A 10,255-nucleotide genomic window follows, 5' to 3' on the forward strand; every position below is an offset into this window, starting at 1 on the left:
CCCTCATGGCCGACCTTATCGAACCCCTGACCCGCGAGCCCTCGGCGCGGATGCGCCCCTATCTCCGTACCTGCCGCGCGCTGGGACTGCGGCACCGCGTGATGGACCCGGACGAGACGCCCACCCGCGTGACCGTGTGGTCCGTGCGTGAGGTGGCGGCCGTGCAGGCCCGGGTCGGCGGCGCCGTGGCCGTGAGCCCGGCCGTCGGCGACCCGCAGGCCGTGATGGTGACGCTCACCGTCAACCTGCCGGACATCGGCGCCGTGGACGTGTCCACGGTGGCGCTGAACGACTACCCCGACGATGTCGCGACGCTGGCCGGAATGCTGGCCATGGACGGCGGTGCCCGATGAGCGCCCCCCTGTCGCCGGAGCGGCTGGAGCAGCTGGTCGAGCTGGCGGAGATGTCCGGGCCGGACAGTGCGATCGCCCACGCCGTCACCGAGATCACCCGACTGCGTGCCGCCGTTATGGAGGTCGCCCACATGCGGGCCGAGCGGGACGCGTGGCGTGACCAGCGGAACGCGGTCTACGCCACCAACGAGCGCCTGCGCGAGGAAGTGCAGGAGTCCGACCTGGCGCGGCTGCTCGCGGAGAACGACCTGCGGACCGCGATGCGGGAGCTGCGCAACCTGCGCAAGCGGGCCGAGGGTGGTGACGACCGATGAGTGAGCCCCTGTCGCCGGAGCGGCTGGCGGAGGTCGAGCGGCTGCGGGCGGCGCTGTCCGACGCGTGCGATCAGGTCGCCCAGCTCGACGACGAGGTGGCGAAGCAGTACGCCCGCGTCGCCGAACTGGAGGCCAGCCCCGACGCGACCGAGGTCGAGCGGCTGAAGCGAGCGGCCGAGCAGGGCGCCCGTGACCTGCGGCATCTGAGGTCCGTGCGGGCCACACTGCACGCCGAGCGCAAGGAGGCCCGGGAGCTGGGCTGCCGGGTCGCCGAGTTGGAGCGCGAGCAGGCCCAGGCGGCGGAGCTGGCCGAGTCCCAGTTGCGGCGGATCGAGGGTCTGACCGCTGAGCTGGCGGGTGCGCGCCGGTCGTGCACGGAGCAGCAGGCCGTCATGGCCGACGCCCGGCCCGCCCGGCGGGACTCGCGGGACGCCGCCGAGCTCGTGCTCTTGCGTGGACTCCTCGGTCAGGTGCGGACGATCGCCCGGCACGGAACCGTAGCCGACCTGGCCGAGGCGATCGCCGAGCACGACGCGGACGTGGCCGCCCGGCCCGCACGCCGGGAGGTGCGCCGTGGCTGAGCACCTGTCGACGCCGCCCGGCGAGCGCCGGATCACCGACGAACTCACGGTCCTCGCGCCCGCTGGCGCGCCGGACCTGCGCGACCCGCTGACCGGCCGGACGGTGATCCCCGAGGCGGTGACGCTGCGGCTGGACCGCTTCTTCCGGCTGGACCGGACGAGCGAAGTCGCGAGCGTGACCGTGGTCGGCCCCCGGCGCCTGAAGTCTGGCGCCGTCGGCAAGCGGATCGACTCCTCCGGCTGGGAGAGCGCGCTGAACGGATCGTGGCTCACGGGCGACCGCGTGCCGCGCCCGGACTGGCTGACGAACCTGCTGCTCGGCACGCTGCCGGGCGGCTGGGGCCTGGGCCTGCTGGACCTCACGTGCGCCGCCTGCGGCCACCTCGTCTGTCTGGAGCAGAGCCCCTGCGGCGCGCTCCTGTCTGTCTCCGCGGTGGACGAGACCCGGTGTCGGTGCACGGGCACCGCCCGGCGGGAGGTGCGGTCATGAACGCCCGCGAACGGCTGCTGGACGCGGTTTCCTTCACCGAGGCGGCCAACTGGGGCACCACGCCCAACGCGCTGCTCAACGCCTACCGCGCCGAGGTGCTGCGGGACGCGGCGGAGCACGCGACGGTGACCGCCCGCCAGCTCGACGGTGACAGCGAGGCCGACCAGATGGCCGCCGCTGTCGCCGCAGGCATCGCCCGGCGCCTCCGCACCTGGGCCGACGACGCCGAAAGCGGTGAGGGCCGGTGAACGCCGACGCGTGGAACGCCGCGCACCCGGTCGGCACGCAGGTCGTGGCCTACCCGGCGACTCGGGCCGACGAGCCGCTGTACACATGGACCCGCAGCATGGCGTGGGCCCTCGGCCACGGCGAGCCCGTCGTCCTCGTGGAAGGACGCAGCGGCGGCATCGCCCTCAGCCACGTCGACCCGGTGGACGGCTGGGTGCTGACCCCGAAGTCCTACGCCGGAATCGACGCGGCGACCGACCGGGACGGCGCCTTCGCCAAGGCGTACACCCGCTACGTCGACGGCAAGCTGGCCACGGTCGGTCTGCGGATCGGCGAGAAGCCGGGCCACGTCGTCGCGATGTTCGGCGACACCATCCACCACACCGCCGACGGCACCTACACCGTGACCCCCGCCGAGTCGGGCGGTGCGTCGTGACTGTGCTGCTGATGTTCACCGCCGTGGCCGCCGTGTTGGTCGGCATGGTCGCCGGCCTCAACCACACCTGGGGGCCGCGATGACGGCGACCGACGTTGTGCCGGGGATCTATGACATCCCGGCCGAGCAGTACCACGCCGACCCGGTGCCGGGCGGGTCGCTGTCCTCGACGGGCGCGCGAAAGATTCTCCAGTGCCCGGCGAAGTTCGCCTACGAGCGCGAGCACGGCCAGCAGACCACAACTGACGCCATGGAGTTCGGAACCGCCGCTCACGCCATCGTGCTCGGCGACGGGCCCGAGGTCGTGCGCGTCGACCGGCCCAACTGGCGGTCAGCAGACGCCCAGACCGAGCGGGCGGAGATCCGCGTCGACGGCGCGGTGCCGCTCTTGGCCCACCAGTACGAGCAGGCGCACGCGATGGCCGCCGCCGTCCGGGAGCACCCTCGGGCCGCCGAGCTGCTGGCCGAGGGTGAGGCGGAGCAGTCGTTCATCTGGCACGACAACGCGACCGGCGTGTGGTGCCGCTCCCGGGTGGACTGGCTGCCTCCGCTCGGCCCCGGCCGGCCGACGGTCGTGGACTACAAGACCACGGCGGACGCGTCCGACGAGGCGATTCAGCAGGCCGTCTACCGGTGGGCCTACCACCAGCAGGGCGCCTTCTACCTCGACGGCGTCCGCGAAGTCCTCGGCGTCGAGGCGGACTTCGAGTTCATCTTCCAGGAGAAAGAGCCGCCCTACCTCGTCAACACCGTCCAGCTCGACATGGACGCGCTGACGCTGGGGGCGGCGAGGAACCGGCGGGCCCGCGAGGTCTACGCCGAGTGCACCGCTACCGGCCTGTGGCCGGGCTACGGCGACACCACCCGCTACCTGTCTCTGCCGCCGTGGGCGGCCGACCGCGACGCCGAGGAGTACGTCCGATGACCCTGCCCCCGCCCAAGCGCGCCGCCCGACAGGCGCCCGACGACACCGAGTTCGGCGACGGCGGGTTCACCTTCCGGCCGGCGACGAAGGAGCAGGCCAAGGCGAGGGTCGCCCTGATGGGTGTCTCCGGCTCCGGGAAGACCTGGACCGGGCTCGCCATGGCGCACGGCCTCGCGGCCGGCGGGCGGCTCGCCGTGATCGACACCGAGCGCGGCTCGGCGTCGAAGTATGTCGGGACCCGCGGCATCCAGTTCGACACGTTGCAGATGCACCGCTACGACCCGCGGGACCTGGTCAAGGCGCTCGCCGCCGCGGCGGGCGCCGGGTACGACACCGTGCTGATCGACTCCCTCAGCCACTTCTGGAAGGGCACCGACGGCACGTTGGAGCAGGTCGACCGGGCCAAGAAGAAGTACGGCAACAACGAGTTCGCGGGGTGGAAGGACGGCACCCCGATGCAGAACCAGATGATCGACGCCCTCCTCACCTACCCCGGGCACGTCGTCGCGACGATGCGGTCGCACACCGAGTGGTCGCTGGAGCGGAACAAGCAGGGGACGTTGGAGCCGAAGCGGGTCGGGACCCGCGCGGAGCAGCGCCGCGGCGTGGAGTACGAGTTCGACGTGGTCGGCTCGATGGACGTCGACAACACGCTGACGATCATCAAGTCCCGGTGCTCCTCCCTGCACAAGCAGGTCATCGAGGAGCCGGACGGCGCGCACGTCGCCAAGGAGCTGCTGGCGTGGCTGGAGGACGGCGCCCCGGCGGCGGACCCGGCGGAGTACATCGACCGGGCCCACGCGGAGGACGCCACCTACGCGGGCCTGCTGGCGCTGTACCGGGAGGTCGAGGACGCGGGCCTGCTCGCGAGCCCGTTCCTCGACGACGAGGGGCAGCCCACGAGCCTCGGTGAGTTCATCAAGGTCCGCGGCGGCGCGCTGAAGCTGGCCGGAGGTGCGTCGTGACGACCTCGTACTTCGACGTGGTGCTGACTGCCGCCGTCCTGATCGTGGCGGGTGTGCTGGTCCCCGTGCTGGTGCGGGCGGTGCAGACGGTGTGGCCGCTGCCCGAGCCCACCCCTGCCCCGGAGCCGGACGACGACGAGGCGGCGGCGGCGGCCGAGGAGATGCGGCAGATGCTCGCCGCCATCGCCAACGCCGAGATCACCCGCATCCTCCGCGAGCACGGGAGGGCCGAGCGGTGAGCCTCGGCGACTACGACGCGCTGTACGAGCAGTCCCGCGAGGGCGGCCCGTTCTCCAACAGCGACGAGGGCATGGCGTTCATGGACGCCTGGTGCAACCGGTGCGTCCACGACCGGCCCGCGCGGCAGGGCAACGACGCGAAGGGCTGCCCGCTGGTGCTGCTGACCCTCACCGACCGGACCCCGGCGCAGTTCGTCGACGGGCGGTGCACCGAGTTCCGCGACGAGGACAGCGGCCCCGGCCCGGAACCGCAGCCGGTCCCGGACCCGCCCGGCCAGTTGCTGTTGCTGCCGCGGGCCCCGTTCGAGGGCGTGCGGATGCTCAGCCCGCTCCCCGAGCCGGACCCGCTGCCCGCCGTCCTGGCCGCGCACCGCGTGACCGACGGCACCCCCTGACCCCCGCGTCACGGTCCCGCCGCCCGGATGACCACGGGCCGGGCGGCGGGACCCCCAACCACCAGGAGCACACGCACATGAACGACACCACGGCCGCTGAGGCCATCACGATCGACTGCGACAGCGTCGAGTTGCACGACGGCGAGAACCTGCGCGCCCTCACGGTCGGCGACACCGTCGAACTCGACCACACCACCCGGCACCCCGGGCTGTGGATCGTCACCCAGTTCCACGGCGAGTTCCAGGACCGCGTCACCCTGCACGCCGCCGAGGTCACCGAGGACTGCGCTGCGTTGGGCATCGGGTGCTGCTTCTCCGGCACCCGGCACGCCCACCCGGTCAGCGCCGACGGCACGCTGCGGGCGCGCCCGTCTGCCGCCGAGGCCACCCGATGACCGGCCGGACATCGCCGCCGGAGGGTGACACCCGCAACTGCCGCTGCGCCAGTCGCCGCTGGTGCCCGGTCCACGGCCCGTACCAGCTCGGCGCCCGCGCCGTCGCGGCCGGTGCCGCCACGGTGCTGCTGCTCCTCGCCGCATGCACGCCCGAGCAGCAGCCCACCGACCAGCCCGGACCCCCCGTCGTCGTCACCCACGACGGGGACGGGGACGCCGTCCAAGGCGCCACCGGCGGCACGCCGTGAACGCCGCCACCTACCTGCTCGTCGGCGCCGCCTGGCTCACGGCCGGGGCACTTACCGCCGCCGCCTACAGCCTCAAACGCCGCGCCGACACCAGCCGATGACCTCGGCCGCCCCGCCCGCCGCAAACAGGCGGGGCGGCCCACCCCAAGGAGACCACATGGCCACGTACACCGTTGAGTTCGGACACCTCGGCGACGGCCGCCCCGTCCCGGACCTGACCATCACGACCGACGACGTCAACGAGTTCCACCGCGCGGTCGCCGCACACGCGATCCCGTACATGCGGCCCGTCCTCGAAGAGATGGGCCACCCCGAGGCCGCCGACTGCTTCTTCCACGCGACCCCCGACATGACGGCGGGCCAGTTCATGTGGCTCGACCTCGCAGCCGGGAAGGGCGGCCGGTTCTGCGCCGCCCGCATCACCGCCGAGGCGGGCACCCGGTGACCGGCCAGCAGCTCCAGCTCACCGCCCCCGTCCACGGCACCGTCAACCCCGCCGCCGGAGAGGCCGCCGGCCTCGACGACCAGCTCGCGGCGTTCATCGACTCCGTGTCCGACTGGGACAAGGCCCTCATCGAGCAGGCCATCAACATCTTCGGCGCCCACGGACGCCCCTTCTCAATGAACACCTTCCGCGACCTGCTCCCCGAGATGGCGCACGGCACCGCCGGGCTGGTGTTCCTGTCCATGGCCAACCGGAAGCCCCCGCCCATCGTCGAGATCGGCAAGGTGCGCTCCACCTCCGGCCCCACCCACAAGAAGGAGATAGGGCTCTACGTCCTGCGCGAGTTCTCCGGCTGGAGGGCCGCTGCATGACCACCGCGACCCGGGGCGCCGGCCGCCCCGCCATCCCCGCCGAGGCGTTCGAGCACGGCGACCCCCGCCGCTACTGGCGCGGCTGCCGCTGCCAGAACTGCAAGACCGGCGCCGCCGCCCAAGTCCGGCGAGCCGCCTACCTCCGCACAACCGGCCGCTCCTACCTCCGCGACCCCGAACGCGCCGCCCAACACGTCAACCGCCTCCGCACCGCCGGCATGAACGACCACGACATCTGCACCGCCGCCCACATCAGGAGCGAGCAACTGCGGCGCATCGCCTGGCGAGAAGGCCGCATCCACACCGACACCGAACGCCGCGTCCTCGCCGTCCCCGAACCCGCACACGCCGCGCCGGCAGCCAGCCGCGCACGCGTCCCAGCCCACGGAACCCAGCGCCGCCTCCGCGCCCTCTCGGCTGCCGGATGGCCCAACACCGAGATCGCCAGGCGTCTGGAGTGCGCACCCTCCTACGTAGGTGCGCTCATGCGCAGCCGCCGGGGAAACAGCGTCGCGTGGTCCACAGCGACTGGCGTCCACGCTCTGTACAGCGAGATCGCCGCACGGCGACCTCAGGACCACGGCGTGACGGCCACGGCCGCCGAGCGCGCCCGAGCCCGCGCAAGCCGCGCAGGTTGGCGCGACCCTCAGTGGTGGGAGGACTGGGGCGGCATCGACGACCCCAACTCCTCCGAGACTGAACCCGACCAAACCCCGCGCTTCCTCGCTCTCGCCGAGGACGCCCTGTGGCTGGAACGCCAGGGCTACACCCGCCAGCAGGCAGCCGAACGGCTCGGCGTCACCCGCGACAACGTGCAGAAGTCCATCTCCCGCGCCCGCGACCGCCAATCCGAGCAGCAGGCGGTGGCGTCATGAACCACGCCTGGGAGGAGAACGCGGCCTGCGCGTCGGTGGACCCCGAACTGTGGTACCCCACCACGCCCGAACAGGCCACCGAGGCCCTGCGGATCTGCTGGAACGAATGCCCGGCCCGCCAGGCCTGCCTCGACGCCGCGATGGCGGAGGAACACCCGCTCACCCCCGGCCGCGTCCCGCGGCACGGCATCCGCGGCGGGTTCCCCGCACAAGCCCGAGCCCAGCTCCAAGGCCGGCGCACCCGCAAGGCCCAAGCCGCCCAGGCGGTGGGTCCGTGACCGCCCCCGCGTCTGTCGCCCCGGCGCGGACCCCCGTGACCCGCGGCCGATGCGGACGCGGACAACCGGTCTGCGGCCAGCCCGCCCGCTTCAGCGCCGACGGCTGGATGTGCGACCACCACCGCGCCGCCGTCAGCGCAGCCCGCACCACGACCACCAACCAGCAGCAGTAGGAGCGCCACATGCCGTGGTTCGTCCTGGACGACGGGTTCGACACCCACCCGAAGGTCCGCAAGGTCGGCAACGCCGCCGTCGGCGTGTTCGTGCGCCTCGGCGCCTACGCCGCCCGGCACCTGACCGAGGGCAAGTTGGACGCTGCGATCGTCCGTGACTACGGCACGCCTCCGACCATCAAGAAGCTCGTTGCCGTCGGGCTGCTCCACCCCTTCGGGCACGACTGCCCGCGGTGCGAGCAGCCCGACGGAAGCGGCTACACGATCCACGACTTCCTCGACTACAACCGCTCCCGGAAACAGGTCGAGGCGGCTCGGGAAGCCGGCCGGAAGCGGCAGCAGAAAGGCCGCGACCGAGCCCGCGAGCAGCGGAACGCACGCAGTTCCGAAGCGGAAACGAACGCGAATCCGCGCGGAAACGAAGCCGATTCCGACGCGAATCCGCGCGGAAACGAAGGGTCGTTTGAGGGTTCCACCGCAGGTCAGGAGGGATCGTCACGCCGTGACACCCTCCAGGGTGAAGCGGGTGTCCCATCCCATCCCATCCCATCCCCTCTTCCTACGGAAGAGGGAAAGACAGCTAGCTACGCGCGCCAGACGCCCGGCGAACCCCAGATCCCCGACGCCTCCCAGCCCCTCGTCGCCGCTCTCCAGGCCGAGCGGCTGTTCGTCGGCTGGGACCTGCGCCCGGGTGAGTGGCTCCAGATCGAGGCCCTGATCCGCCGCTGCGGCGTGCCGGCACTCGTCACCTCCGCCCGCGCCTCCTGGCAGGGCGCCCACAACACCCCCCGCTCCGGCCGGTACTTCCTGCCCGCCTGGAAGGCCATGGCCGCCAGCACCCCCGAACTCCCCGGCGGCGTCGTGCCCTTCCCCGGCCCCGGCGCGGCACGCCCGTCCACCACCGACCAGCGCGTGCAGGCCGCGATCGAAGCAGGCCGCCGCATGCAGGCCAAAGCCGACGCCGCCCGCGCCGCCAACCAGGAGACATCGTGAACGAGACCATCGACTTCGAGCAGGTTGGGATGCTCCTCGGCCTGGCCGCCGCCCGCGACCAGCGGACCGTCGGCGACGCCGACACCCTCGCCTGGCACCAGGACCTCAACGCCGCCGCCGTCGGATACCGCGACGCCGAGGCCGCCATCACCCACTTCTACGCCGTCGTCATGGCCGGGCTGGAGCCGAAGGACCGCCGCCGGATCACCACCCCGGACATCATCAGCATCGCCCGCCAGCTACGGCGCGAGCGGCTGGCGAACCTGCGCTACGACGGCGACCCCGACGAGACCCCGCAGCAGTACCTCGCCCGGCTGCGGACGCAGATTGCCGCGGTTGCGGACGGCCTGGCCGGGCCGGACGCGGGCCAGCGGGCTCTCGGCCCTGGCACACCCACCCGCCGGACCACCCGGGCTCTGGCCGCTGTCGGGCGGGACATACCGGCGGACGCGGCGTCGGCCTCCAAGGTGCGCCGCCCCGGCCCCGGGGGGATCGCCTGCCCGAAGTGCCACGCCCCCATCGGCCGCCCTTGCCGACTGCCGTCCGGCGCCGAGCGGCCCAAGGCCCACCCCGCCCGCGTCACCGCCGCCACCACCGAAAGGACCCCATCATGATCATCGACCCGGACAAGTGCTGGCGCCCCCGCACCCCGACCATCACCGGCCACATCGACCCCATCGGAAAGTTCGGCGGGCGCATCGGCCAGGCATCCACCGCCTCCGGACGCTTCGCCGACCGCGTCAGCGCTGCCGGCTTCCGGGCCCGCCACGTCCAGCTCGCCCCGGGCGTGCTCGTCGTCTGGGACCGCGCCCCCTGGCGCGTCGTCAGCATCGATGAACGGCCCGGCGACCTGTGGCCCGAGCGGTTCGAGACCGCCTGGGACCAGCACCACGCCACGTGGCTGAGCGCCCTCGTCGCCGAACGCGCCACCGGGCCGGAACCCCAGCGGGCCACCTGGAACGGCCGCCCCGTCGTCATCATCCTGGCCGACCCCGCCAAGCCGAAGCGCAAGCCGCTGCACCTGTGCGGTCCCGCCCGCCACCAGTGGGACGTGCTGCCCGAGCACTACGCCGTGTGCGTCGCCTGCGGCGAACTCGCACCCTGCCGCCACGAGAAGGCCAACGAGGTCGCCGACCGGGAGACCGCCGTCTCCCAGGTGCGGATGGCGTTCCCCGCCGACGCCTGCATGGGCTGCGGCGAGGCCATCGCCGGACGACAGAAGGCCGTCGCGTTCCCCGGCCCGAACCTGTGGCGACCCGACCTGCCGGGCCACGCCCGGTTCCACGCACGGAAGGACTGCGAGGACTGGGTCGAGAAGTACCGCGCCGCCTGGCTGGCCGCCGGGGGCGACCAGCTCCAGCAGACCCAGCCCACCCTCGACGACGGCGGCACCTCGTGACCGCCGGCGGCGTGCTGGACGTGCCGTGCCCGACGTGCCGGGCCCGCCCCCGGATCCGCTGCACCACTCCCCGCGGCAGGGCGCGCGTCCCGCACGAAGCCCGCGACGACGGCTCGCCCCGCCCGAACCCCGCGCCGTGGCCACCCACACAC

General features: G+C 73.1%; 20 protein-coding genes. All 20 read left to right on the forward strand.

Annotated features, from left to right (window positions below):
* Positions 1–5 precede the first annotated feature (5 nt).
* The 20 genes from ADY01_RS09720 (at position 6) to ADY01_RS09810 (ending at position 10,103) form a co-directional block, all read left to right on the forward strand.
* Entirely contained in the window at positions 6–353 is a 348-nt protein-coding gene (locus tag ADY01_RS09720) for a hypothetical protein (RefSeq protein ID WP_049569083.1), read from the forward strand.
* A complete protein-coding gene (locus ADY01_RS09725) occupies positions 350–667 on the forward strand; it encodes a hypothetical protein (protein WP_049569086.1) in 318 nt (105 codons plus the stop codon). Before ADY01_RS09720 ends, ADY01_RS09725 begins: the two co-directional genes overlap by 4 nt.
* Positions 664–1,248: a hypothetical protein gene (locus ADY01_RS09730; protein ID WP_049569090.1), complete on the forward strand. Its 585-nt coding sequence runs from the start codon at positions 664–666 to the stop codon at positions 1,246–1,248. The genes ADY01_RS09725 and ADY01_RS09730 overlap by 4 nt, the downstream gene beginning before the upstream one ends.
* Complete coding sequence (locus ADY01_RS09735) at positions 1,241–1,738, forward strand: hypothetical protein (RefSeq protein ID WP_049569094.1); 498 nt, start codon at positions 1,241–1,243, stop codon at positions 1,736–1,738. The genes ADY01_RS09730 and ADY01_RS09735 overlap by 8 nt, the downstream gene beginning before the upstream one ends.
* Entirely contained in the window at positions 1,735–1,986 is a 252-nt protein-coding gene (locus ADY01_RS09740) for a hypothetical protein (RefSeq protein ID WP_049569097.1), read from the forward strand. The genes ADY01_RS09735 and ADY01_RS09740 overlap by 4 nt, the downstream gene beginning before the upstream one ends.
* Positions 1,983–2,402 (forward strand): hypothetical protein, encoded by a 420-nt coding sequence (locus tag ADY01_RS09745; RefSeq protein WP_049569100.1) that lies wholly within the window; start codon positions 1,983–1,985, stop codon positions 2,400–2,402. The genes ADY01_RS09740 and ADY01_RS09745 overlap by 4 nt, the downstream gene beginning before the upstream one ends.
* Before the next feature lie 79 nt (positions 2,403–2,481).
* Positions 2,482–3,327 (forward strand): PD-(D/E)XK nuclease-like domain-containing protein, encoded by an 846-nt coding sequence (locus ADY01_RS09750; RefSeq protein WP_049569103.1) that lies wholly within the window; start codon positions 2,482–2,484, stop codon positions 3,325–3,327.
* Positions 3,324–4,292, forward strand: coding sequence for an ATP-binding protein (locus ADY01_RS09755; protein ID WP_078900148.1), 969 nt, complete (start codon positions 3,324–3,326; stop codon positions 4,290–4,292). The genes ADY01_RS09750 and ADY01_RS09755 overlap by 4 nt, the downstream gene beginning before the upstream one ends.
* A complete protein-coding gene (locus tag ADY01_RS38995) occupies positions 4,289–4,531 on the forward strand; it encodes a hypothetical protein (protein WP_049569107.1) in 243 nt (80 codons plus the stop codon). The genes ADY01_RS09755 and ADY01_RS38995 overlap by 4 nt, the downstream gene beginning before the upstream one ends.
* Positions 4,528–4,926 carry a hypothetical protein gene (locus ADY01_RS09765; RefSeq protein WP_049569112.1) on the forward strand — a complete coding sequence of 133 codons (399 nt, stop codon included), beginning with the start codon at positions 4,528–4,530 and terminating at the stop codon, positions 4,924–4,926. Before ADY01_RS38995 ends, ADY01_RS09765 begins: the two co-directional genes overlap by 4 nt.
* 77 nt (positions 4,927–5,003) lie before the next feature.
* On the forward strand, positions 5,004–5,321 hold the full coding sequence (locus tag ADY01_RS09770) for a hypothetical protein (RefSeq protein ID WP_049569116.1): 318 nt from the start codon (positions 5,004–5,006) through the stop codon (positions 5,319–5,321).
* The gene (locus tag ADY01_RS09775; RefSeq protein WP_049569120.1) at positions 5,318–5,569 is read left to right on the forward strand and encodes a hypothetical protein; all 252 of its coding nucleotides are present in this window, start codon (positions 5,318–5,320) and stop codon (positions 5,567–5,569) included. Before ADY01_RS09770 ends, ADY01_RS09775 begins: the two co-directional genes overlap by 4 nt.
* Positions 5,570–5,726: 157 nt before the next feature.
* A complete protein-coding gene (locus ADY01_RS09780) occupies positions 5,727–6,014 on the forward strand; it encodes a hypothetical protein (RefSeq protein ID WP_049569125.1) in 288 nt (95 codons plus the stop codon).
* A complete protein-coding gene (locus tag ADY01_RS09785; protein ID WP_049569128.1) occupies positions 6,011–6,385 on the forward strand; it encodes a hypothetical protein in 375 nt (124 codons plus the stop codon). Before ADY01_RS09780 ends, ADY01_RS09785 begins: the two co-directional genes overlap by 4 nt.
* A complete protein-coding gene (locus ADY01_RS09790) occupies positions 6,382–7,260 on the forward strand; it encodes a hypothetical protein (RefSeq protein ID WP_049569131.1) in 879 nt (292 codons plus the stop codon). Before ADY01_RS09785 ends, ADY01_RS09790 begins: the two co-directional genes overlap by 4 nt.
* Positions 7,257–7,538 (forward strand): WhiB family transcriptional regulator, encoded by a 282-nt coding sequence (locus tag ADY01_RS09795; RefSeq protein ID WP_049569135.1) that lies wholly within the window; start codon positions 7,257–7,259, stop codon positions 7,536–7,538. The genes ADY01_RS09790 and ADY01_RS09795 overlap by 4 nt, the downstream gene beginning before the upstream one ends.
* A gap of 35 nt (positions 7,539–7,573) precedes the next feature.
* Positions 7,574–7,711, forward strand: a complete 138-nt coding sequence (locus tag ADY01_RS39000) for a hypothetical protein (RefSeq protein ID WP_159001076.1) — start codon at positions 7,574–7,576, stop codon at positions 7,709–7,711.
* Positions 7,712–7,720: 9 nt separating this feature from the next.
* Positions 7,721–8,704: a hypothetical protein gene (locus ADY01_RS09800; RefSeq protein ID WP_049569138.1), complete on the forward strand. Its 984-nt coding sequence runs from the start codon at positions 7,721–7,723 to the stop codon at positions 8,702–8,704.
* Positions 8,701–9,318 carry a hypothetical protein gene (locus ADY01_RS09805; RefSeq protein WP_049569141.1) on the forward strand — a complete coding sequence of 206 codons (618 nt, stop codon included), beginning with the start codon at positions 8,701–8,703 and terminating at the stop codon, positions 9,316–9,318. Before ADY01_RS09800 ends, ADY01_RS09805 begins: the two co-directional genes overlap by 4 nt.
* A complete protein-coding gene (locus ADY01_RS09810) occupies positions 9,315–10,103 on the forward strand; it encodes a hypothetical protein (RefSeq protein WP_053170663.1) in 789 nt (262 codons plus the stop codon). Before ADY01_RS09805 ends, ADY01_RS09810 begins: the two co-directional genes overlap by 4 nt.
* Positions 10,104–10,255: the final 152 nt, after the last annotated feature.

It is taken from the genome of Streptomyces sp. SBT349 (assembly GCF_001083795.1).
Classification (GTDB): Bacteria; Actinomycetota; Actinomycetes; order Streptomycetales; family Streptomycetaceae; genus Streptomyces.

What these genes read in the sequence shown, in the direction of transcription:
- ADY01_RS09720 (WP_049569083.1), top strand. Translation starts at nt 6, where the DNA reads ATGGCCGACCTTATCGAACCCCTGACCCGCGAGCCCTCGGCGCGGATG.
- ADY01_RS09725 (WP_049569086.1), top strand. Translation starts at nt 350, where the DNA reads ATGAGCGCCCCCCTGTCGCCGGAGCGGCTGGAGCAGCTGGTCGAGCTG.
- ADY01_RS09730 (WP_049569090.1), top strand. Translation starts at nt 664, where the DNA reads ATGAGTGAGCCCCTGTCGCCGGAGCGGCTGGCGGAGGTCGAGCGGCTG.
- ADY01_RS09740 (WP_049569097.1), top strand. Translation starts at nt 1,735, where the DNA reads ATGAACGCCCGCGAACGGCTGCTGGACGCGGTTTCCTTCACCGAGGCG.
- ADY01_RS09750 (WP_049569103.1), top strand. Translation starts at nt 2,482, where the DNA reads ATGACGGCGACCGACGTTGTGCCGGGGATCTATGACATCCCGGCCGAG.
- ADY01_RS09755 (WP_078900148.1), top strand. Translation starts at nt 3,324, where the DNA reads ATGACCCTGCCCCCGCCCAAGCGCGCCGCCCGACAGGCGCCCGACGAC.
- ADY01_RS09770 (WP_049569116.1), top strand. Translation starts at nt 5,004, where the DNA reads ATGAACGACACCACGGCCGCTGAGGCCATCACGATCGACTGCGACAGC.
- ADY01_RS09775 (WP_049569120.1), top strand. Translation starts at nt 5,318, where the DNA reads ATGACCGGCCGGACATCGCCGCCGGAGGGTGACACCCGCAACTGCCGC.
- ADY01_RS09780 (WP_049569125.1), top strand. Translation starts at nt 5,727, where the DNA reads ATGGCCACGTACACCGTTGAGTTCGGACACCTCGGCGACGGCCGCCCC.
- ADY01_RS09790 (WP_049569131.1), top strand. Translation starts at nt 6,382, where the DNA reads ATGACCACCGCGACCCGGGGCGCCGGCCGCCCCGCCATCCCCGCCGAG.
- ADY01_RS09795 (WP_049569135.1), top strand. Translation starts at nt 7,257, where the DNA reads ATGAACCACGCCTGGGAGGAGAACGCGGCCTGCGCGTCGGTGGACCCC.
- ADY01_RS09800 (WP_049569138.1), top strand. Translation starts at nt 7,721, where the DNA reads ATGCCGTGGTTCGTCCTGGACGACGGGTTCGACACCCACCCGAAGGTC.
- ADY01_RS09810 (WP_053170663.1), top strand. Translation starts at nt 9,315, where the DNA reads ATGATCATCGACCCGGACAAGTGCTGGCGCCCCCGCACCCCGACCATC.